This is a genomic window from Paenibacillus cisolokensis (assembly GCF_050481165.1).
Classification (GTDB): domain Bacteria; phylum Bacillota; class Bacilli; order Paenibacillales; family Paenibacillaceae; genus Paenibacillus_AH; species Paenibacillus_AH cisolokensis.
This window is the reverse complement of sequence record NZ_JBCNFP010000093.1, coordinates 28528-51601: the sequence shown is the minus strand read 5'-3', so window position 1 is coordinate 51601 and position 23074 is coordinate 28528. Positions and strand designations below refer to the sequence as shown.

General features: G+C 59.0%; 18 protein-coding genes and 1 other annotated feature. Of the genes, 1 reads left to right on the top strand and 17 read right to left on the bottom strand.

Features of this window, described 5'->3' with window-relative positions:
- Nucleotides 1–10: 10 nt before the first annotated feature.
- From ABEV74_RS15550 to ABEV74_RS15470, 17 genes are all read right to left on the bottom strand, one after another.
- The gene (locus ABEV74_RS15550) at nt 11–1174 is read right to left on the bottom strand and encodes an ABC transporter permease (RefSeq protein WP_430147283.1); all 1164 of its coding nucleotides are present in this window, start codon (nt 1172–1174) and stop codon (nt 11–13) included.
- Complete coding sequence (locus ABEV74_RS15545) at nt 1171–2169, bottom strand: ABC transporter permease (protein WP_062493247.1); 999 nt, start codon at nt 2167–2169, stop codon at nt 1171–1173. Before ABEV74_RS15545 ends, ABEV74_RS15550 begins: the two co-directional genes overlap by 4 nt.
- Nucleotides 2170–2386: 217 nt before the next feature.
- Nucleotides 2387–4369: an ABC transporter substrate-binding protein gene (locus ABEV74_RS15540; protein WP_430147281.1), complete on the bottom strand. Its 1983-nt coding sequence runs from the start codon at nt 4367–4369 to the stop codon at nt 2387–2389.
- Between the two features lie 394 nt (nt 4370–4763).
- Nucleotides 4764–6158: a sulfatase family protein gene (locus ABEV74_RS15535; protein ID WP_430147278.1), complete on the bottom strand. Its 1395-nt coding sequence runs from the start codon at nt 6156–6158 to the stop codon at nt 4764–4766.
- The gene (locus ABEV74_RS15530; RefSeq protein WP_430147275.1) at nt 6155–7558 is read right to left on the bottom strand and encodes a sulfatase family protein; all 1404 of its coding nucleotides are present in this window, start codon (nt 7556–7558) and stop codon (nt 6155–6157) included. The genes ABEV74_RS15535 and ABEV74_RS15530 overlap by 4 nt, the downstream gene beginning before the upstream one ends.
- Complete coding sequence (gene cysC / locus ABEV74_RS15525; protein ID WP_430147272.1) at nt 7555–8103, bottom strand: adenylyl-sulfate kinase; 549 nt, start codon at nt 8101–8103, stop codon at nt 7555–7557. Before cysC ends, ABEV74_RS15530 begins: the two co-directional genes overlap by 4 nt.
- A gap of 5 nt (nt 8104–8108) precedes the next feature.
- A complete protein-coding gene (locus ABEV74_RS15520) occupies nt 8109–9137 on the bottom strand; it encodes a Gfo/Idh/MocA family protein (RefSeq protein WP_430147269.1) in 1029 nt (342 codons plus the stop codon).
- Nucleotides 9134–10561, bottom strand: coding sequence for a sulfatase family protein (locus ABEV74_RS15515; protein ID WP_430147266.1), 1428 nt, complete (start codon nt 10559–10561; stop codon nt 9134–9136). Before ABEV74_RS15515 ends, ABEV74_RS15520 begins: the two co-directional genes overlap by 4 nt.
- A 39-nt stretch (nt 10562–10600) precedes the next feature.
- Nucleotides 10601–11428 carry a sugar phosphate isomerase/epimerase family protein gene (locus tag ABEV74_RS15510; protein ID WP_430147263.1) on the bottom strand — a complete coding sequence of 276 codons (828 nt, stop codon included), beginning with the start codon at nt 11426–11428 and terminating at the stop codon, nt 10601–10603.
- A 16-nt stretch (nt 11429–11444) separates the two neighbouring features.
- Nucleotides 11445–12440: a Gfo/Idh/MocA family protein gene (locus ABEV74_RS15505; RefSeq protein WP_430147260.1), complete on the bottom strand. Its 996-nt coding sequence runs from the start codon at nt 12438–12440 to the stop codon at nt 11445–11447.
- Nucleotides 12441–12736: 296 nt separating this feature from the next.
- Nucleotides 12737–13684, bottom strand: coding sequence for an NHL repeat-containing protein (locus ABEV74_RS15500; protein ID WP_213530764.1), 948 nt, complete (start codon nt 13682–13684; stop codon nt 12737–12739).
- A 105-nt stretch (nt 13685–13789) separates the two neighbouring features.
- Nucleotides 13790–14182 carry a hypothetical protein gene (locus ABEV74_RS15495; protein ID WP_213530716.1) on the bottom strand — a complete coding sequence of 131 codons (393 nt, stop codon included), beginning with the start codon at nt 14180–14182 and terminating at the stop codon, nt 13790–13792.
- A gap of 52 nt (nt 14183–14234) precedes the next feature.
- Nucleotides 14235–14456 carry a DUF2905 domain-containing protein gene (locus ABEV74_RS15490; RefSeq protein WP_062493258.1) on the bottom strand — a complete coding sequence of 74 codons (222 nt, stop codon included), beginning with the start codon at nt 14454–14456 and terminating at the stop codon, nt 14235–14237.
- 90 nt (nt 14457–14546) lie between these two features.
- Entirely contained in the window at nt 14547–15722 is a 1176-nt protein-coding gene (locus ABEV74_RS15485; protein ID WP_430147256.1) for an acyltransferase, read from the bottom strand.
- A 230-nt stretch (nt 15723–15952) separates the two neighbouring features.
- Complete coding sequence (argS, locus tag ABEV74_RS15480; protein ID WP_430147253.1) at nt 15953–17647, bottom strand: arginine--tRNA ligase; 1695 nt, start codon at nt 17645–17647, stop codon at nt 15953–15955.
- 52 nt (nt 17648–17699) lie between these two features.
- Nucleotides 17700–17932, bottom strand: a binding site (T-box leader).
- Nucleotides 17933–18005: 73 nt separating this feature from the next.
- Nucleotides 18006–19295, bottom strand: coding sequence for a 2-oxoglutarate dehydrogenase complex dihydrolipoyllysine-residue succinyltransferase (gene odhB, locus ABEV74_RS15475; RefSeq protein WP_062493261.1), 1290 nt, complete (start codon nt 19293–19295; stop codon nt 18006–18008).
- Nucleotides 19296–19310: 15 nt separating this feature from the next.
- Nucleotides 19311–22178, bottom strand: a complete 2868-nt coding sequence (locus ABEV74_RS15470; protein ID WP_430147250.1) for a 2-oxoglutarate dehydrogenase E1 component — start codon at nt 22176–22178, stop codon at nt 19311–19313.
- A gap of 492 nt (nt 22179–22670) precedes the next feature.
- On the opposite strand from ABEV74_RS15470, the gene ABEV74_RS15465 reads away from it, so the two are divergent.
- Entirely contained in the window at nt 22671–22973 is a 303-nt protein-coding gene (locus ABEV74_RS15465; RefSeq protein WP_430147247.1) for a hypothetical protein, read from the top strand.
- Nucleotides 22974–23074 lie beyond the last annotated feature (101 nt).

Sequence of the window (23074 nt, the reverse complement as noted above, 5' to 3'; positions counted from 1 at the left end):
CGCTCCCCTCCTATTTGTAAGGATCGGCCGCGTCGCGCAGGCCGTCGCCGAGAAAATTGAACATGAGCACCGTCAGCACGATGAAAAACGCCGGCCAGAGCAGCCACGGATGATGGGCAAGCGTCTCCAGATTTTGCGCATCCTTCAGCAGTACGCCCCAGCTGACGACGGGCGCCTGCAAGCCGAGGCCGAGAAAGCTGAGCGACGTTTCGCCGAGAATGGTGCCCGGAATCGCCAACGTCGTATTGACGATGATGTAGCTGGCGAACGAGGGAAGCAGATGTTTGCGGATGATGCGTATATCGCTCGCTCCCGCAAGACGCGCCGCCATCGTGAAGTCCTCTTCGCGCAGCGACAATATTTTGCCGCGGACGACGCGCGCCAGCCCGGTCCAGCCGATAATGGAGAAGATGACGATCATCCCCATGTAGATGTCGAGCGCGGACCAGCTTCGCGGCAGTGCCGCCGCAAGCGCCATCCAGAGCGGGATCGTCGGCAGGCAGATCAGGAGGTCGATCGCGCGCTGGATGACCGTATCCGTCACGCCGCCGAGATAGCCCGATATGCCGCCGAGCAGCAGGCCGAGCACCAGCGTCAGAATAATGCCGAGTATGCCGAACGACAGCGACACTCTGGCGCCGTACAAAATACGGGTAAACAGGTCCCGCCCCAGATCGTCGGTGCCCATCAGAAAGAGCGGAGCGCCCGCTTCCTTCGTCCCGAACAGGTGGATGTCCGTCTTGAACAACCCCCACAGCTTGTAAGGCTCGCCTCTGACGAAGAAGTGGATCGGATATTTCTTCGACGTGTCGGCCTGGAACGTGCGGCGGAACGTCTTCGTATCCACCTCCATTTTCATGTCGTATACGAACGGCCTGAAGGAGAAGCCGCTCTCCTTGTCGTAAAACCGGACCGTTTGCGGAGGCGCGTTTTTATACTCGGTAAACCGCTGCGCCGGCAGCGTCGGCGACAAAAATTCGCAGAACGCGGCCGTCAGATACATCAGCAGCAAAATGACGGCGGAAGCCATCGCCAGCTTGTGCTTGCGGAATTTCCACCACATCAGCTGCCATTGGGACGCCACTTCGTACGCCCCTTGCTCGTCCCTGCGCCTGCGGCTGCGCCGGCTTATCCCGATGCCGCGCTTGTCCGTCTTTTCCAGCACCGTGCTCATTCCGCCACCCCCCCGAACCGGATGCGCGGATCGAGCCATGCCAGCAATATATCGGATAACAGCGTCCCGATGACGGTCAATACGCTCAGGATGAGCAGGAAGCTTCCGGCCAGATACATATCCTGGAACATGAGCGCCTTCAGGAGCATCGGGCCCGTCGTCGGCGTATTCAGAACGATCGAGACGATCGCTTCCCCGGAAATCAGCGCCGGCAGCGTCCACCCGATCGTGCTGATAAGCGGATTGATCGCCATGCGGACCGGATATTTGAACAGAAGCTTGCGCTCCTCCACCCCTTTGGCGCGCGCCGTAATGACGTACTGCTTGGAGAGCTCGTCGAGCAGCATGCCGCGCATGACGCGGATCAGGCTGGCCGTCCCCGACAAGCCGATAATGACGACCGGCAGCACAAGGCGGGGCAGCATATTGAGCACCTTGTCGATGCTCCACGGCGCATCCTGGAATTCGGGCGAGAACAGACCGGTCATCGACACCCCGGTATTGACGAAGACGATGTAGACGAGCACGAGAGCGATCAGAAATCCCGGCACCGCAAGGCCGATAAAGCCGATGAACGTAAACACGTAGTCCAGAATCGAATACTGGTGCGTTGCGGAATAGATGCCGATCGGAATGGCGACCGCCCAGACGAAAATAAGGGAGATGACCGAAATGATGATCGTCAGCAGCAGCCTATCGCCGATTACTTCGGAAACCGGCTGATTCCATTGGAACGATCGACCGAGGTCACCGTGCAGCACAATATTTTTGATCCAGAGAAGATATTGCATATACATCGGCTGGTCCAGGCCGTATTGGGCTTTCAGGCTAAGAATGGCGCTTTCGCTCACATCGTTGCCGGACAATTCCAGCTGCTGGATGTAGGTGCTGAGAAAGTCGCCGGGCGGAAGCTGGATGATGACGAAAACGATCACGCTGATGGCGAGCAGCAGCGGTATAAGCTGCAGCACACGGTATGCGATATAGTTAAGCATCCGAACCCTCCTTCGTCATTCTGCGCACGGACGGCGGTTTCGCCGATCTGTCGGACGCAAGTCCGCCGAATCGGCGCTATTGCGGCGAATGCCCGCCGCGATGTGCGGCGGCTGCCGGCGCACAGGTTTCAACCGGCTCCGCCTAAGCGGCCGCCATCGGGGCGCAGGCGAGGGCCGGATCGCGCGGCGATCCCGGCCCCTGTCCGAATGATCTGCGTCAATCCGCGAAGAAAAACTGCTCGCCGCTGAAGTTCGTCGCAATGGCGAACCCTTCCTCGCCCGGGATGTTGCGAAGTTTCCCGTTCACGATCAGCGGCTGCTTCACGTCTCCGATATGGACGAAATAGAACAGCTCTTCGCCCATCTTCTGCTTTACCTGCTCGATGATCGCCTGGGCGTCGGTCGGATTGGCGATCGCTGCCTGATCGATCAGATCGTACAGCTCCTGCACGTTCGCCGGCGGCTTCTCTCCCTTCTTGCCGCCCGAGCTGTGATACATTTCCCAGAGCGTCCCCCAGTAGCCTTGCCCCCAATCGCTCATATACCAGAGCGGCGTATGCGTCCAGATCATCGTCGCCTTCAATTCGTTCGCTTCGCGACGCTTGCCCCACAGCGTAGAGTCGATCACCTTCATCGTGACATCCAGTCCGAGCTGCTTCCACATCTCCGATACCAGTTCGGTAAGCGGGACAATGTCCGGCGCCTGCGCGCCGACTTCGAACGGGATCGTAAACTTCTTGCCGTCGGGACCGACGCGGAAGCCGTCGCTTCCTTTTGTCATACCCATGTCGTCGAGCAGCTTGTTCGCAGCTTCGAGATCGAAGGCGGAATCCTGGAATTTCGACGGGACGGCGAAGCCGTAATAGATCGCATCGATGATTTCGTCGCGGTTGAGCGCCATATTGAGCGCCTGGCGGAATCGGACGTCCTGCGTCACTTTCCGCCACGTCTCATCTTTGTGGGTCAGATTGAGGAAAATATCCGTCGGCGTGACATGCATGTTGGCAAGCAGCGCCTTGTAGCCGTTTTTCTCGTTTTCCCTGTACAGCGGCATTTTGACGAGCGCCGCCGATTCGCGGGAAAAGTCTACTTCGCCGGAGATCGTTTTGAGCGTCACCATTTCGATGTCCTGCACGAGCGTGCTTTGAATGCTGTCGATATACGGCAGCTGGTTGCCGGCCGAATCGATTTTGAAATAGTACGGGTTTCGTTCGAAGGTCGCGGTCGTCTGGGTCGATTTCACAATCATCCACGGGGTCAGCACCGGGAAACCGATCGCTTTCTTGTTGGTCAGCTCGGTGTTGATGATATCTTTGTCGTTAAAGAGGTTGACCCACTCGCCCTTTTTGAAGCCGGCTTTCCGGATTTCGGGCTCCAGTTGTTCAAGCGGCGTATATTTGACGTGGAACTTCTTGAGGTAGTGGGCCGGGCGGATAAATTGCTGGTATCCTCTCCAGCCTTGAATGGCGAGTCGGATAAGCAGCCCGCCGTACGGCTCGTCAAACGATATTTTGAACGTATATTCGTCGACCAGTTCGAACTTCATCGGCGTTCCGGTCGCCTTGCCTCCGGAGTGGAGATAGGCCGGGAAGATCGGCGTCAACTCCTTGTTGAACAGAATGTCCTCGATGGTGAAACGGACATCCTCCGTCGTGACCGGCTCGCCGTCGGACCATTTGAGCCCTTTGCGCATTTTGAACGTGAATACCTTCTCATCTTCGCTCATTTCGTAGCCTTCCAGCACATTGCCGGTAATTTCTTCACCCAGAATGCCGGGCGTGTTGAGCAGCGGCTCGTTGTTCATGACGAAGACGTCGGCGTCCCAGTCGATGACCGAGGTGACCGTGCGCAGCGTGCCGCCGTATCGGCCAATCTCGTAGTTCAGCATCGATGCCGGCATTTCATTCGTCAGCTTCGGCACTTCCGGCAGACGGTCCTTGACCGGCGGCAAATCTTTGCCTTCGAGCGATGGCGACTGCTGAAATTCCGTAATCGTCGACACGTCGACGACGGGCGCAGGTTCGCCCTTGTCGCCGCCATCCTCCCCTTTGCTGCCTTCCGTCTCTCCGGCAGCGCCGTTGTCGGCCGATCGTTCCGCGTCCTGCGGCGCAGGCGAACCGCTGCAACCGGCCAATGCGGTAGTCACGGCGAGTGCGAGGACCAGCACCCACGCAATGGTTATCGTGCTCCTTGTTTTCACATGCATCCCCCTTCATTAAAATGTTTGTTCCCGGGAAACACCATTTCGCATCTGTTAGCTGCGATCACGATGCCCGTGCTTGCTTCGGTCACGATGTCCGTGTTTGTTTCGGCCACTATGACGGTGCTAGCTGCGATCACTTTGTCCGTGCTTGCTTCGGTAACTATGCCGCTTCGCATCCCGGCCCATCCCGCGGACGAATACGGCGGTACGTCCCGGTACAGCATGTTGTGCGCATGCCAACACTCCTTTCCCGGCAAAATGGATGACGCGAATGAACGCTCTGCTTCTCAAATCGGAACCGATGTGCTGCCACTGAACCGGAACAGGTCAGGTTATCAGATGACAGGATCGGACAAAATTCGGGAAAACGCTTGCAACAGCGGATGCCGGCTTACAGCTTCTCCCCGCGAAGCAGCTGGCCTTCCAGCCAATGTCCGGCAACGAGACCGTCGCCGGTGCGCCTGAGCTCGCCAAGCAGCTCCCGCCTCAGCGCGCTGAGGATCTTCCCGCAACCGGGACCGGCGATCCGGTTTTCCCTTTCGTGCGGGTCATTTTGCAGATCGTACAGCTCGTCGGTATCGGTCGGGTTCCAGATATATTTCCAATCCGCCGTACGGATCATCCGCTGTGCGAACAGGCCGAACTGCTGCCCGTTGGATGTCGATACGGCGAATGACCGCCAATCGTCCGGCACCTCGCCTTCGAGCAGCGGCCGCATGGAGCGTCCGTGCAAATGGGGCGGCAGCGGCAAGCCCAGCAGATCGAGCAGCGTCGGCGGCAGATCGAGATGGTTGTAGACGAAGGCGCCGCATACCGTTCCGGGCTTCGCGACGCCCGGCCAGCGGATGGCAAGCGGTACGCGGACGACATCGTCGTAGAGCACGTAATGCTTATCCATCATGCCGTGGCCACCGCACATATCCCCGTGATCGGACGTATACACGACGACGGTATTGTCTTCTTCGCCCTGCTCTTTCAGCGCGTCCAGCAGCAGACCGACAGCGTCGTCCATCTGGCTGACGATGCCGTAATACCGCGCGACGACGGGCGCCCATTCGTCCCAGCCGGCGTGCTGCACTCCCCAATTGACAAGCTGCTGCCGCTGAATATAAGGCTTGCCCGACAGCGTGTCGCCGAAGCTCCCCCATGGCGGGACATCGGCCGGATTGTACTGGCTGGCGAACGGCTCGGACGGGCGGCACGGCAGATGGGGCTCCGCGAAATTGACCCTCAGATGCCAGGGACCGTCCGCCTCCGACAGCTCGCGCAGCATCCGGCGCGCCCGGTCTGCCAGCCAATGGGTGCGGGAATCGGCGAGCGGTACCGGGTCCGTCTCGCCGCGCCAGCCGCCTTCGAGCCGGATATCCGGGTGCCTCAGCCGCCGGTATGCCGCATATTCCCGCTCGGCATCGACATAGCGGCCGTAGCCGAACGCGGTCGGATCGGCGTCCGGATGGACGTCCCATTTGCCGATATAAGCGGTGGCGTATCCGGCTTGCTGCAGGTCCCGCGCCCACGAATACGCATCCGGGGCCAGACTTCCGACCGGCAGCCCAAGACCGGCATTCCAGAGGGCGCCGAAGCTTTCCGGACGGCGTCCGCAGACGAAGGATTGTCTGGCCGGACCGCATACCGGAATCGGCGTATAGGCGTTGGCGAACCAGACGCCTTCTTCCGCCAGTCGGTCGATGTTCGGCGTTCGCACCGGATACCGGCCGCTTGCGCCCGTACAATCGTAACGATGCTGATCGCTCATGATGACCAGCACATTCGGCCGCCGCGTCATGCGCCTTTACCCCCGTTCATCCGCGACCGCTCCATCGCCTCGTCGAACCGCTCCCGCGCCGGATTGTTCCACCAATCCTCCCACGTGAAGCCGAACTGCCCCAGAATCGTCTGAAGGCGCTTGCGAAACGGCAGACCGGCTTCCAGTTGCGCAAGCATCGGATCGCGTCGGCCCGCCAGCTTGCCGGCCACCCAGTCGTTCAGCTGCCGTTCCATCCGGTCGGCAAGGGCCGGCATCGTTTCAGCCAGATTGACCGTCTCGTCCGGATCGGCTTCGAGATGATACAGCTCCCGGGGCGGACGCTTGAACGGGCCGGGATCGTACGTCACGATCAGCTTATAGGAGCCGTCGGTTATGCCGCGGGCCGCCTGCCAGGCGCACTCGCTCAAATAAATCGTATCGTGCGCGCCGGAAGCTTCGCCCCGGATAGCCGGCCACAGGCTGCGGCCGTCCAGCCCGTCCGGAACCGGCAGCCCCGCTGCCTCCAGCAGCGTCGGCATCATATCGACCTGCTGCACGAGTCCGCTCACGCTTCTGCCGGCCGGTATCCGTCCCGGCCAACGCATAATGAGCGGGACGCGGACCGTATGCTCGTAGAGACCGCAATGATCCCAAAAAATGTCGTGCTCGGTCAGGCTTTCGCCGTGGTCGCCGAACAGCATAAGCAGCGTATCATCCCGGATGCCGAGCCGCTCCAGCGTCTCGTCCAGCTCCTGCAGCAAATCGTCGAGATAGCGGATTTCCGCGTCGTACAGCGCGTTGATATATTCGGCGTCGGTAACGGGACCCAGCAGGTCGTAATGATGGTATTTGAAAAACGGATAAGCGCCGTTGTTGTACGCCCGCTCCATACTCCGGTTGGCCGGATCGCGCGGGTCGCGCCCCGCGTCGTAGAAACGGGACACATACTTCTCCGGAGGCAGGTAAGGCGTATGCGGATCCCAATAATGCAGGAAGAGAAAAAAATCTTCGCCGGCGTGCTCGTTCAGCCACGCCTTCGCCAGCTCGTTGACCGTACGACCGTCGATCCAGCGCTGGCGGCCGGACGAATTGATATAGTAGCGATAGCCGCGTGCGAACCATTCCTTCAACTGGTACAGGTTGTCGATCGCCGCCGTCGTCAAGCCTGCGCCGAACAGCATGGCGGGCAGCCAACCGACCGAGCGGGGCAGGCTCGTCAGCTCGGAGCCGTGTGCGACGACGCCGGTCGTCAAGCCGACCTTTCCGGTAAAAATGCCGGTATGCGCCACCTCCGTCGGAATGTCGGCGGCGTATGCCCGCTTGAACAGCACCCCTTGCGAGGCGATCCGGTCCAGATAGGGGCTAGTCGGCTTGCCGTACCCGTAAGCGCCGAGCCTGCTGGCGCGCAAGGTGTCCAGCGAGACGAAGACGATTTTCATACGCATCCCTCCACATGGGCCGGCAACCATCCACGGGCTCTCAGAAAGTCGAGGACGGTCCGGGCGTTGTCTGCGACCGAAAAATCCTGCGTACGAATGACGACGTCCGGCGATTCCGGGACGTCATACGGATCGGAAACTCCGGTGAAGCGCTCGATCTCGTTTTTTCTCGCCCTGGCGTACAGCCCTTTCGCGTCGCGCCGTTCGCATTCCTCCAGAGGGCATTCGACATACACTTCGATATAGCGGCGGCCGATGGCCGACCTTGCATGCTCCCGCATTTCGCGATACGGAGTAATGGCCGAGACGAGCGCGACGACGCCGTTGCGGGCGAGCAGTTCGGCGACGAACGCCACTCTTCTGATATTCTCCAGACGGCCTTCGCGGCTGAAGCCGAGATCTTTGCAAATCGTCTTGCGCAGCTCGTCGCCGTCGAGCAGCTCCGCGCGGACGCCGGCGCCGCGCAGCAAGCCGAGCAATTCGCTCGCCGTCGTCGTTTTGCCGGAGCCCGACAGGCCCGTAAACCATACGACACATCCATCCATTCTTCCTATTCCTCTCCCTCCGGCGTGTCGTCGCCGACTTCGTCCACGCGCACCGGCGAGCCGTTCTCCCGGTGAGACAGAATCGCCGCTTCAATGATGCGCTGCACCGCCAGCGCGTCCGCTCCCGAGCCGGCGATCCGGTCAAGGGGAACGTCATCCTTGATCTCCTGCACGAAAGCGTTGAGCCGGTAGCGGAACGTGTCATGGAACCCGCGGGCGCCCGACATGATGGAGTTGCGGAAAACCCGCAGTTCCTCGCGATCCTTCGGATAAAAAGTCAGCCGCTCGTACACATTGTCGAGCACGAATCGCCCGCCCGTTCCGGCCGCTTCGCAACGCTCGATCGGATGCCCGCCGAACATGTCGTAGCTTCCGGTCAGATGGCCGACGGCGCCCGACGCAAATTCGAGATTGATCGAGGCCGTCGACCAGACGCCGCGCCCCGGCGCCCGCGTCAAAAACGACTGCACCCGCGATACATCTCCGCCGAAATAACGGAGCACATCGAACGAGTGCGGATGCAGCGCGCGCAAATGGATCCAGGGCGTCGACTCGTTCGGATTGCCGATCGTAAGCCTCATATTCAGGAACAGCAGGGTGCCCAGATCTCCCTTGTCGATCCACGACTTCGCCTTGAGCGCGGCCGGCACGAAGCGATGGTTCAAATTGCAGGCAAGCCGTACCCCTTTGCGCCCGGCCGCTTCCACCATTTCCTTCGCCTCGCGCAGCCGGTTGGAAATCGGCTTCTCGACCAGGACGTCTTTGCCGGCCTCGATCGCCTGCAGCGCCGGCTCCCGATGATGGGAGCCGTTCTCCAGCCCGCCGGTCGCCACGCTGACGAGATCGATTTCTTCGGCGGCCAGCATTTCCGGCACGCTCGTATACGCTTTCGCGTGAAACCGCTCCGCCGCCCGCTCGGCCAAATCGCCGCGCAAATCGCATACCGCGACGAGACGGACGTCCGGGTTGTCGGAATAGACTCCGCAATGAATCAGGCCGATATGATTCAGTCCGATAACCGCCGCTTTGATCATGATGTGACCCTGCGCCCTTTCTTCCGGTATTTCTCCTGCAGCTGTCTGGCGTTGCTCACCGAACCGATGCGCAGCGACGCATATGCCTGCTCCGACGACTCGAACGGTCCGGTGCCGAGACCGTGCCAGTTCAAATTCGTATACATCGGATTCGTTCGTCCCGTCTCGCTTTCCCGTTTGCGGATATGGGCTTCCATCCGGCTTCTCAGCATGGCGACGACTTCCGGCTCTTCCTCTGCCACGTTGCGAAGCTCCTGCGGATCCCGAATCAGATTGTACAGCTCGACAGCCGGTTTGAAATGAAAATCCGGCTCCAGCGCCACGATCAGCTTCCACTCCGGCGTTCTCCAGCCGTGCTTGCGCATCCAGGTGCATTCGGTTATGTAAAATTCGGGCTCGACCTTGCCGCGCTGCCCGAACATGCGGGGCACGAGACTGGAGCCGTCGAAGCCGATGCCGGACTCGATGCCGAGCAGCTCCAGAACGGTTGGCATAATGTCCTTGATTTGCGTGTAGTCGGCGCAGCGCACGCCGGCCGGCACTTTGCCCGGAAATCTCAGGATCAGCGGCACGACCAGATTCGTTTCATACAGGCCGTGATGATCGTAGTAGCAATCATGCTCGTTCAACGTTTCCCCGTGATCGGACGTGATGACGACAAGCGTCTCTTCCTCCAGGCCGAGCTCCTCCAAAACCGTGAACAGCCGGCCGATGCAGGCGTCCATATACGCAAGCGCGCCGTCGTACTGGGCGTCGATATAACGCGCGTCGGTGCAGCCCTCCGGAAACCAGGACCGGAAATAGTTGGCGAAAGGCTCGAAGCGGTACAGCGCGTCCAGCGAATCGTTCTCCGCACTGAACTCTTCGCCGTCGTAGAACAGCCGGTCGAACGGCTGCGGAGGCAAATACGGCGAATGCGGGTCCATATGCCGGAGAAACAGAAAGAACGGCTTGTCGGCGGCGACGAGCCGCTTCAGCTCCGGAATCGCCACGCGGTTCATATTTTCCGCCTTCGGGCTCCTCCCTCCCGGATCGGCCGCCCAGCCTTCGTAATCGAGATAGGTCTGGAAGCCGCGCGACGACGGATTGCCGGTAAATCCGATGCATGTCGTATTGTAGCCGTTATCGTTCAGCACTTCCGCCAACGTTTTCACATGCCCGCCCAATCCGCCGTTATGGCGAAGCGCCACGACATCGGTGCCGAAGCAATCCATGCCGGTCAGCATCGAAGCATAGCCCGGCGTTGTCGGTACACTGGGACTAAAATGGTTTTCGAAGAGAACGCCGCCCTGCGCGTAACGGTCGATATGCGGCGTCGTAAGCTTGGCATAGCCGTAACCGCTCATATGATCGCGGCGCAGGCTATCGACGCCGAGAAACAGCAGGTTCGGTTTTCGGCGTCCGGACAGCTCGGATTTTCCCATATTCGGACCCAACTCCTTTTTGCGAAATCGCTTCTCGCTTCAAATGACATAAGTCGAAACGTCGGACGGTCTGGCGCCGAGACGATTCAGACAGGCGTTCAGGTAGCCGTAGCTTTCGGCCGCCACAATCGACACCTCGGCCAGCGAATGCCCCCTCGCGCCGATCACCTCCAGACAGACCGGTCCGTCGTAGCCGCCGTCGACCATCGCTTTGCAGTAAGCGGCCAGATCGATGTCCCCGCGTCCGCATGCCTGGTTGAAGATGTCGCCGGGCCCGGCCGTGCGCCCTTTGCAATCGCGAATGTGGATATGCTTCACGCGCGAGAGCACTTGCGGCAGCGCTTCCTCCGGATTTTCGCCGGCGCGGTACACATGGCTCGGGTCCATATCGATGCCGAAACCGGGATTTTGGATCGCCGCCATCGCCCGCAGCGTCGTCGGCGTATTGTAGATCGCGTTCCCGACATGCGCCTTGACGCACAGCGTGACGCCATAGGAATGGGCAAGCGCGGAAAGGCGCGCAAGCGTGGCGATCGACTGCGCCAAGTCTTCCTCTGCATTGCTCTTTCCGCCGGGCCCGACGTTGACGATCGGGATGCCGAGAGCGGCCGCCGCCTCGAACGCTTTGGTCAGCCGCGCTTCGTCGAGCGACGCGACCTCCATGGACAGCAATCCGATGCCGCATTCGTCCGAGATCGACTTGATCGTTTCCGCCTGCTCCTGCCAGCGGTCGAGCTCGAGATGCTCGCACATCCCTTTGATGGCGGACAGCTCCGCCCCGTCGTAACCGCATCGCGCAATATGGCGAAGGGCCGTTTCGACATCGAAATCTTTGAACAGGACCGTGTTGACGCCCAGCTTGATCATGTTCGCACCTCCCGAATTAAAAATCCAATTCGACGATCGTACCCGTTTCCCAGGAACGAATTGCCGCCTCGATAATGTATTGCGCCTTCAGCGCGTCTTCGCCGGAACCGTCGATCCGGTCGTACGGCTCGCCCGCCGCGATCTGCTCGATCCATGAGCCGATCCGGCTCTTGAACGTTTCCGAGAACGAACGCATCCCGCCGAGATAGCTGTACGTTTCCGTTTCGATGCTGCGGCGCGGATAAAACGTAAGGTGTTCGCAAGCATCGGTCAGCACGAAGCGCCCTTTGGAGCCGACAACGTCGCACTGCTCGAGCCCGTAGCTGCCGCCGGCGTCGTAGCTGCCGACCAGGTTGCCGATCGCCCCGTTCCGAAATTCGAGCAGCACTTGCGCGTTGGACCAGATGGAGCGGCCCTCGCCCTTCATCATGAACGCCGCGACCCGCTTCACGTCGCCGCAGAAGTAGCGAATGACGTCGAACGAATGCGGATGCAGCGCCCGCAGATGAAACCACGGCGACGTCTCCACCGGGTTGTTGATCCACATGCGCATATTGATCATGTGAAGCTTGCCGAGCCTGCCTTCCTCCACCCAGCCTTTCGCTTTCAGCGCGGCAGGCGTGAAGCGGTGGTTCAGGTTGACCCCGTACGGAATTTTTTTGGATCGGGCCAGTTCCACCATTCGTTCGCCTTCGTCGATCCGGTTGGATATCGGCTTCTCCCCGAGCACCGGTATGCCCGCTTCGAGCAGCCGCATCGTCGGCTCGTAATGCTCGCCGCCGTTTTCTTCCCCTTTGGTCGCGACGCTGCAGGCATCGATTTCGATGCCGCTTCCGATCATTTCCTCCACGCTGTAAAAAGCGCGGCATCCGAATTTCCGCGCGGCGGCATCCGCTTTCTCCTTCACGATGTCGCAAACCGCCACCAATTCCGCCTGCGGATGCCCATTGTAAACGTCCGCATGGATCGAGCCGATATTGCCGACGCCGACCACTGCCGCTTTTACCGTCATCCCTATTCCTCCCACGATTGGTCTGCTTCCGGTCTTCCTATGAATCGCGCTTGCTAGTGTTCATTCTAGTGGAAAACGGTACGGGGGCTCATTGCGGTTTCCGCCAAAAACATGTCGGATCGCGCCATAAATATGAAATCGCTTACATTCATAGCGTTGCCCATGCTGCGGCGGTTTGGCGCCGACAGACACGCCAAAAAGCCCCAAAACCACTTGTAAGTGGCGGGGGCTTCATGGCCGAATTCGCCATTCCATTCGGGGCGAAGCCGTTCGTCCGGTTTCGTTTCCGCTCGATCTTATTTGTGCCGAACGCGCGTCAGCTTCGTCACCCGTCCGTTCACCGTCCATTCCGCCACGTATACGTCCCCTTTCGAGTCGACGCATACGCCGTGCGGAGAACTGAACCGGTTCGGGCGGAAGTACGATTCCGGCAAGTTCGGCCAGCCTTCCTGCTTGTAAGCCTGCTGATCCTCGCCCAGATGGGTAATCAGCTTGTCGTTGCGGTCGAAAATCGTAACGCGGCTGTGCAGGTCCGGAAAGTAAAGCTCATCGCCGAAAATAAAAAAGCTGCAAGGCATATCCATATTTTCGTCGATAAACCGTTTGTGCGCGCCGTCCAGCGTCAAAACCTGAATCCGGTGATTGCTCCGGTCGGCGACATACAGCTCCGGTTCCCCGTTTCTCGTGTCGATGCTGATGCCGTGCGGACAGGACAGCTTGCCCGGCTCGCTGCCGGTGCCGCCGAAAGAGGAAATATAAGTGCCGTCCGACGAATAGCGGTGAATCCAGTTCTGGCCGTAGCCGTCGGTGACGTAAATGTCTCCGTTCGGCGCGACGGCGGCGTCGGTCGGCACATAGCGGTGATCGTCATCGTATATGCCCGGCAGGTCCGGCGTTCCGAGCTCCAGCACCTTCTCCCCGTCAAGCGTCGTCTTGACGAGCAGCCCTCTGCTCGTATCGGTCAAATACAAAAATTCGCCGCCGCTTTCCCGGTGAAGGTAAAAGCCGTGCGCCCCCCCGGCATACTCGTCGCCCCATGAAGAAATGTAGTTCCCTTCCGGGTCGAATTTGACGACGCTCGGACGGTTGGTATGAAACAGATAGACGTTATCCTGCGCATCGGTGACGATGCCGTGCGTATAGCCAAGCCGAATCGAATCCGGAAGCTTCGCCCAGTTCGAATTCGCCTCGTAAACATGCGAACCGCTTCCGACCAGGTTGGAAACGCTGTCAACCGTATTCATCCATTTCTCCTCCTTATCGATGAACGCTGCGATAATCAATTCTCCAAACAATTCTCCCGAAAAGTCCCGATTCCTTCCGCAGCTTGCAAAAATGCGTCCAACAGACTAGCGAAACAGCTCCATGCCGCTGTATTGCGCCACCAGCTCGAGCAGATCCCGGTGGATCGGCAGCACGAACTCCATCGGTCCGATATCGAACCGGCCGCTCCGGTTATGAACGGTCGCGCCGCGCACGAAAATCCGGTACGTGTCGCGGCTCGGATTCGCCGTCGCAAGCTCGGCTCCTCCGCGCCGTTTATGCCGGACGGCCATGCGGCCGCCGCCCGGCGCTTCGTACGGCACGATGCTCACCATATCGGCAAACCGGATGAAGTAGTTGACATGCGGCTTGTGAATGACAAATTCCGCCGTCGATACGGTAATTCCATAGTCCTTGTTTTTGTGCGACAGCTTCAATTCGCCTTCCAGCGATTTCAACCGGATGAAATCGGGGTTCATGGCGTGTCGCCTCCTTTCGGCAGCTGTAACGCGTGCAGGGCCGCGCTGCATTTTATTTGAAGAAGCGGTTGACGACAAAGCCGATCAGCGACAGCACGACGCTGACAATGATGCACGTCACGATCGGAAAATAGAAGCGCATATTTTCTTTTTCCACGACAATATCGCCGGGCAGACGGCCGAACGGCAGCCACCGTCCGCCGATCATCCATATGACGCCGACAACGATCAAAATAACGCCTAGCGCGATCAGCAGCTTCGGCATGTCGCTCATGTTAGTCACTCCTTTGCCGGAACGCGTTGCAAACGTTGGTTTTATTATAAAATGCCAGGGACGGTGCGGCAAGAAAAGCAAAGCCCCGGCTTACGAATAAGCCTGGGGCGTTTCGCTGTATTGGCCCGGAGCCTGCTTCGGCCGCGGCGTCTTCTGCTTCGCAACCGATCCGAACAGGAGCCACGACCATTTGAAATATTTCGTTACAAGCCCGACGACCAGCCACGATACGAGAACCGCGAGCACAAATCCGCCTGCGTACCACAGATGGAACGGGATGCCTTGCCAATCGGGCTTCGTCATCCGGTAATAATGCAGGACGAGCGGATGGAACAAATAGACGCCGAACGAGATCGAGCCGAAGCCGGCCATCATGCGGATCGACCACTTCGGAGCGTTATGGTACAAGTAGAAAGCCGCCTGCAGCATGACGATTGCCGAAAAATAAGTGTGGATATTCCATACCGCGTCGTACATTTCGCTGCTCCACTTGTGCAGCCCGGTGCGGCCCGAATACATGACCCAAATATGCGCGGCAGCCGATGCCGCCCACAACGCCCAGACCGTCAGCCAGACGGGCAGCTTCGAGCCGCCGTTCTTCAGCTTGCCCGGCTTGAACCACTGTTGAAATTTATCGAAATAGATGCCGAGAAAAGCGCCCAAAAAGAAATAGCTCATATATGAGAAAGAAACGCTGCCTTTATATTGAAGGTGGAAATATTCGGCGTTCAGCAGCACGAAAGCCCACTGAATGGCAAAACCGAGCGGAAGCGCCAGCACCCGCAACCATTTGCTTTTCTTGAACAGCATAAGAAATATCGGAAACATCAAATAAAATTGGATATTGATAATGACAAAATACAGATGGGCATTCGCTTTTCCGGTCAGCAGCCGGATGCCGAAATGCTCAAGCGTGTACATCAACGACCAGCCGTCAAAATATTGGTAGTTGCGCACAAGATAAAACACGATCGAGAAGATAACGTACGGAATGAGAATAAACATGAAGCGTCTGCTGAAAAAGCGGGCCAGCTTTTCTTTCGTAAACGGCTGATGATAGTAATTGTAAAACAGGACGAAGCTGCTCAAAAAAATAAAAATGGGCGTCCCGATCCGAAAAAAGATGTTAAAAAAATTGTAGACGACGAACGAGCGCATCCCCGTCGTCTCGGCGATCGCCGACGACGTGGCGTGAACCATGATGACGCATACGATCGCCATGGCGCGCACGAGGTCCAGCTCGTTCAATCGTTCCCTTTTCAGCATTTCGCCTCTCCTCCGATGTTTCCCCAAATCAAAGCCAAGTATGCCGCAGTCTGGTCACGGCATATGTCCCATTATGCAATAACAAGCGAGCTTTGCCAATAATTTTTGTAAAATAATGGTTATGCAAATGATGAGACGTTTGTCCAGCTTGCGCCAGCCTTAACGATTAGACGAACGAGAACCATTATTTGTTTCATCGGCATAAGCCGCCCTGCATCGACTATGATCGGCTACATCCGTTCGGGGGTCCGCAGACCGAGCAGAGCCATGCCGCTTTGCAGCTTCCGCGCCGCCAGCGAGACAAGCGTCAGTTTTGCGCGGCGCTCGGAACGGCTGTCCGCAACGATGCGCTCGGCGTGGTAGAAGCGGTTGAACGCTTTGGCGAGATCGAGCAAATACCGCGCCATGACGGAAGGCTCGTCGTCCCGCAGCGCTTCCGCCAGCGCCTCCTCATATCCGCAAAGCATCTTGACGCACATCCACGCCTCAGGGGAGGACAGATGCACGCCGTCGATATTGTCGGCACGATCGGGAACGTCGTCCCGTCCTTTGCGCAGCAGGCTGGAAGCCCGGGCAAACGTATATTGCAGATAGGGCCCGGTTTCGCCGTCGAAACTGATCGCCTCATCCAGATTGAAGTCGATTTCCAGCATCCGCCGATGTTTCAGGTCCCCGAACACGACCGCTCCGACGCCGATCACTTCGGCAACCTCTTTGCGATTCGGCAGTTCGGGATTTTTGTCCGCGATCATCCGCTCCGCTCTCGCGACCGCTTCGTCCAGCACTTCTTCGAGAAATACGACCTGTCCCCGGCGCGTCGACATTTTCTTCCCGTTCATCCGCATCAGTCCGAACGGCACATGACGGCAAGCTTCGCTCCACGTACAGCCCATCCGGGCGAGAACGGCGAATACTTGCTTGAAATGGAGCGTTTGCTCGGCGCCGACGACGTACAGCAGCATATCCGCGCCCATCGTTTCCTTGCGGTAAATGGCGGTGGCCAAATCGCGCGCCGGGTAAATCGTGGCGCCATCCGATTTCAGGATGAGACACGGCGGCAGCCCTTCTTCCGCCAGACGGACTACCTGCGCGCCGTCGCTTTCCTCCAGCAGCGACTGCTCCGCGAGCCGCTCGACGACGGCGCCGATTTTGTCATTATAGAAGCTCTCACCGAGCACATGATCGAACCGGATGCCGAGCCGTTCGTATACCCTGTCGAATTCTTTCATACTGGCGCGGACAAATGTGTCCCACAGCCGCCGCGCTTCATCGTCGCCCGCTTCCAGCCGGCGGAACCACTCGCGGCCTTCGTCTGCGAGCTTCGGCGAACGCTCCGACTCGTCGTGAAATTTCACGTAAAGCCGCAAGCTTTCCCGGATCGGTTCGGCGGCGAGCGCTTCATCGTTTCCCCAACGCTTGTAGGCGGCGATCAGCTTGCCGAACTGGGTTCCCCAATCCCCCAAATGATTGACGCGGATGACGCGGTAGCCGGCCGCCCGGTACAGGTTGCCGAGCGCGTTGCCGATGACCGTCGAGCGCAGATGGCCGACGCCGAACGGCTTCGCGATATTCGGCGACGACATATCGATGACGACCGTTCGTCCCTTTCCCCAATCCGGCTGTCCGAACTTGTCGTCCGCGATGCGGCGAAGCAGCCGGGCGCTCCAGACGGAAGGTTCGAAGCGCAAATTAAGATAACCGCCCGCCGCTTCCGCCCGGATGCCTCCGTCCGCTTCGTTCAGCTTGCCTGCCGTTTCCGCGGCGATGCTCTGCGGGGAGCGCTTGAGCCGTTTGGCCAAAACGAAGCAAGGCAAGCTGACGTCGCCCATTTCCGGTTTTGGCGGATATTCGAGCCATTCCGCAATTTCAACGCCGGCTTCCGGCAGATGCGGCGCGATCCGTTCCGCCGCCAATTGCAACAGCATACATTATTCCTCCTTCCGTGTCCCGCCAAATAAAAAAGCTTTCCGTCTCTGTCAAAGAGACGGAAAGCTTGTCGCTTTACGCGGTGCCACTCTTCTTGGTATTTCCGCCACTGGCGGAAATCCCATCTTGAACAATGTTAACGGCTTGCGCCGGCATACCCTACTGGCATCGTTCGGGCATGCAACTCCCGGGACCGCTTCCCCTGCCGTCCGCTGCCGGCTTCCACCATCCCGGCTCGCTGCAAGCGGTTTGCGCCAAGGTACTCTCCCGTTCCTCGTCTGTATCCCTATTTTTCCCATTATAGCTTTCGCTACCCGGAAAAGCAAGCGGCTTGTGACCGGCCGCGAAGGTTCGAACTTAGCCTTCCAGAAGGAGCGATTCCGGATCTTCCAGCAATTCTTTCACCGTGACCAGGAAGCGGACCGCTTCGGCGCCGTCCACGATCCTGTGGTCGTAGGACAAGGCGATGTACATCATCGGCCGGTTTTCCATTTTTTCCTGATCGATCGCGACCGGACGCCATTGGATTTTATGCATGCCGAGAATGCCGACCTGCGGAGCGTTCAAAATCGGGGTCGACATCAGCGAACCGAAAACGCCGCCGTTTGTAATGGTGAACGTGCCGCCCTGGAGGTCCGACAATGTCAGCGCATTGCTGCGCGCCTTCGCCGCCAGCTCGGCGATCTGCCGTTCGATCTCGGCAAAGCTGAGCCTGTCGGCATCCCGCACGACCGGCACGACGAGCCCTTCCTTCGCCGATACCGCAATGCCGATATCGTAAAACTTCTTCACGAGCAGCTCGTCCCCTTGAATTTCCGCATTCAGCAGCGGGAACTGCTTCAGCGCACCGACGACCGCCTTGGTGAAGAAGGACATGAAGCCGAGTCCGACGTCATGCTTTTCCTGGAACGATTGTTTGCGGCGCTTGCGAATATCGAGGATCGCCGTCATATCTACCTCGTTGAACGTCGTCAGCATCGCGGCCGTGCGCTGCGCTTCGACAAGCCGCGCCGCAATCGTCTGACGGCGCCGCGACATGCGCTGGCGCTCAATCGGCTTGCCGGCGTCCGCCGCCGGCGCAGCGGCAGGGGCCGCTGCTTTCGGCGCGGTCGCATTAGCCGCCGCTTGCGGCGCCGAGCCGGCGGTGCCGTGCGACAGCACATCCTCCGGGCGGATGCGGCCGATCGGATCTTTCGTTTGTACGCTGTCGAGCGGAATTCCGCGCTCTCTGGCCAGCTTGCGTGCCGCCGGCGAAGCGTTTGCCGTTCCTTCCCCGCGGCCTGCGGCTGCGGCAGCCGGGGCCGGCTGCGGCGCAGCTGCGGCCGGCGCCGATTGGGCCGGTGCCGGTTCGGCTTTGCCTTCCGGCTCGGCCGGCTTGGCCTGCTCCCGGGCGGCCGGCGCCGCGCCGGCCGCCGCATCGGAAATAATGCCCACTGTCTCGCCGACCTGTACGTTATCGCCTTCGCGGAAGCGGATTTCGGTCAATACACCGCTCGCTTCCGCGCTGATTTCCAGATTGACTTTATCGGTTTCCAGCTCGAGGAGCGCATCTCCTTCATTGACCGTATCGCCTTCTTTAACCAGCCATCTGGAAATGGTTCCTTCGGTTATCGATTCGCCCATAGCGGGCACTTTGATTTCGTTCACGGTGACAACCTCTCCTTACGCTTGAGTTTCCCGGGCCCGCTGCTTCATGGCCGCTGCGATGATTTGCTGCTGCTCGTAACTGTGAACGTTCTGATATCCGCTTGCGGTGCTGGCCCGCTCCGGACGGCCGATGTAGCGGATGATGTCCGGCCGCGGCGCGATCGCCCTCAGCCTCGGTTCGATGTATGACCACGCGCCCATATTTTTCGGCTCTTCCTGGAGCCATACGATTTCGCTGGCATTCGCATATTTTTTCAGAATCCCCGCGATCTCATCCTTCGGGAACGGGTACAATTGTTCCACCCGGACGACATGGATCCAATCCCGTTCGGCTTCCTCAAGCGCAGACAGCGCTTCTTCGAGATCGACGGCCACTTTGCCCGTACACAGGATGAGCCGGCCGACGCGATCCGGTCTTCCGCCGGAGCCGGGCTGCTCCAGTACGGTCTTGAAGGTCCCGCTTGCAAAATCGGCGGCCGGCGACGCGACCCGCGGATTGCGGAGCAAGCTCTTCGGCGCCATCAGCACGAGCGGGCGGGCGTGATCGCTTTCGGTCAGCGCGGCTTGACGGCGAAGCAGATGGAAGTATTGGGCCGCCGTCGTCAAGTTCGCCACGGTCCAGTTGTCTTCCGCCGCCATCTGCAAGAAGCGTTCGAGCCGCGCGCTCGAGTGCTCCGGCCCCTGGCCTTCGTAGCCGTGCGGCAGCAGCAGCACGATGGAAGAGCGCTGCGACCATTTCACGCGCCCGGCGCTGATGAACTGGTCGATAATGACTTGCGCGACGTTCGTGAAATCGCCGAATTGCGCTTCCCACAGCACAAGCGTTTCCGGCGAAAACACGTTGTAGCCGTATTCGAACCCGAGCACCGACGCTTCGGACAACGGACTGTTGTGAATCGCGAACGACGCTTTGGCCTGCGGCAGCCGGTGCAGCGGCGAGAACGTCTCGCCCGTCTTGACGTCATGCAGCACCAGATGGCGATGAGCGAACGTGCCGCGTTCCGAATCTTGACCGGTCAGCCGGATCGGCTTGCCGTCGGCGAGTATAGTCGCAAATGCAAGCGCCTCGGCATGCGCCCAGTCGACTTTCTCGCCCTCCTCGAGGGCGTTGGCGCGGCGCTCCAGAATGCGCTGCAGCTTCGGATACACCGTAAACCCTTCCGGGCGCTCCAGCATCGCGGCGTTGATTTCCTTCAGCTTTTTGAGCGGAACGGCTGTCGTCGTCTCCGTGTTGCGCTGCGTGCTGAGCGGCTCGCTCTTCTGAAGGGCGTACTCCAGCTTTTCCTGGCGCTTGACCCGATCGTACGCCTCTTTCATTTCGGCTACGATCTCTTCTTGCATTTCCTTGATTTCCGCCTTGCTGATCAATCCTTCCGCCACCAGCTGCTCGCCCCATTTGGCGGCGATCGTCGGATGGTTCCGGACGACTTGGTAAATAAGCGGCTGGGTCGCTTCCGGATCGTCCGATTCGTTATGGCCGAACCGCCGGTACCCGACCAGATCGATTAGAAAATCTTTCTTGAACCGCAGACGGTATTCGCTCGCCAGCCGCACCGCGGCGATGCAGGCTATCGGATCGTCAGCGTTGACGTGCACGATCGGAATTTCAAAGCCTTTGGCCAGATCGCTGGCGTACAAAGTCGACCGGGAATCGTGGCTTTCCGTCGTGAAGCCGATCCGGTTGTTCGCGATAATATGAACCGTTCCGCCGTTGCGGTAGCCCGGAAGCTGATTGAAATTGAGCGTCTCCGCCACAATGCCTTCGCCCGGGAACGCGGCATCCCCGTGAACGAGAATCGTCGCTGCCTTGTCGTAATCCTGGCGCGGATATCCGGCCTGCGTCCGATCCTCCTGAGCGGCGCGGGTAAACCCTTCGACGACCGGGTTGACGAACTCCAGATGGCTCGGGTTGTTCGCCAGCGTCACGCGGGTTACGTTCGATTTTTTGCCGCTGTAGGAATAATCCGCTCCCAGATGATATTTAACGTCGCCGGTCCAGCCGTAATTTATCCCCATCGACCCTTCGGACGGAATCATATCTTTATTCGGCGAATGATGGAATTCGGAAAAGATTTTGCCGTAAGGCTTGCCGAGCACATGCGCCAGCACATTCAGGCGGCCGCGGTGAGCCATTCCCATCAGCACATGCTTGATGCCGTTGTCGGCGAACGCGCGAATAAGTCCATCGATCATCGGGACGAGCATATCGACGCCTTCAATGGAAAAGCGCTTTTGTCCGACAAACGTCCGATGCAGAAACACTTCGAACTGTTCGACTTGGGTCAGGCGGCGCAGCAGCGCCTTCTTCTCCTCCGGACTCAGCGTGACGGAAGACATCGCGAGTTCGGCCTGGCGATTCAGCCAGTCCCGCTCTTCCTCCTGATGAACATGGGAAAATTCAAAGGCAATCGTTTTCGTATACGTCTGAAGAAGGCGCTTGATCGCGTCTTTTCCCGTGCGCACATCGCTCGGAGCATGCTCCCAGATCAGCGACGCCGGAATCGCCTCAAGATCGGCCTCCGTCAAATGATAAGTGCTCGGGTCCAGAAGCCGGGTGTCTCCTTTGGCCCGCAGTTCCAGCGGATCGATATCGGCAGCCAGATGGCCGTAAGTCCGAATATTCCAGACCAATTTCTCCGCCGCGACCACCTTGCGCAGAAGATCGTGGGACGGAGCGCCGGAAGAAGGCGCGACAAAATCGGCCGATGCGCCGTGAGCGGGCGCCAGCGGAGGACTTCCCCAGCGATCGAACAGCTCCCTGAAGGTCGCATCGACCGAACCGGGATCGTTCAAATACCGTTCGTATTGTTCCTGCACGTAACCGTAGTTCGGTCCGTAATAGTTCTGCCATGGATTCTGATTGTTCGTACCGTCTGACGTCATTGCGGTTTTCGCCACCTCGCTTGTTTGCTTCAACCACTCTCGTTGCCATCATACACCAACGTACAAAAATTCTCCACATTTGTAACATGTCATTCCCAGGCATTGATAGCCAAAAATGCCGATAGAACGGACAAAAACTGCAAAAGTTGCGGTTTTGGTACATTGGTCGCTATTTATTTTAACATATTTATATTCATACGGCCTTAATATTCGAAGAAAATACCAATAAATTCTTATTTTTCGGCTGAAAAATCGCTTTTAACATTTATGTATAATTCGTGTCTAAATTTCGACATTTTTTTGAACGCGGCAGACGGCGCGCGAATGCCCCGTTGTCTATCTATTTATGACCTCCCGGCTGCCGATTTAAACCCGCAAGCCAAAGGCCGCGTTCCGCCGTCCGCTGCGGCGGGACGACGACGCGCAGGTCTGATTTTTTCCCGAACGCTCATAAACTGAACGGATATCAGATGACGCGAGGAGGAGTTCGGTATGGAGGAAAAGCTCAAACGGTATTTCGAGCTGAAAAAGCTGGCTGCGGAGGTAAACGAAGAGCTTGGCAAGCTGCGGAACGAGCTGCTTGACGGACATGACGGGATCGCGAAGCGGGCTTACGGCGATTATATCCTGAAGATTAACGTGCAGGATCGGCGGGAATATTCGGACGACAAGTTGCAAGAAGCTTTTCCCGATCCGGCCCTGTGGCGTCTGATGTCGACCCACGATGCCGGGAAAATCGCCGGGCTGGTGAAGCTCGCTGTTGTGACCGAGGAGCAACTGCGGCATACGTACTGAATTCGCCGCGTGCAGACGCTTGCAGTGCAAAAGCTGTAGTCTTGCGGGGTGATGCCGGCCTGGCCGCGCCGCTGCGCTCCGGCGTCCCCAGTCGCCCCCGG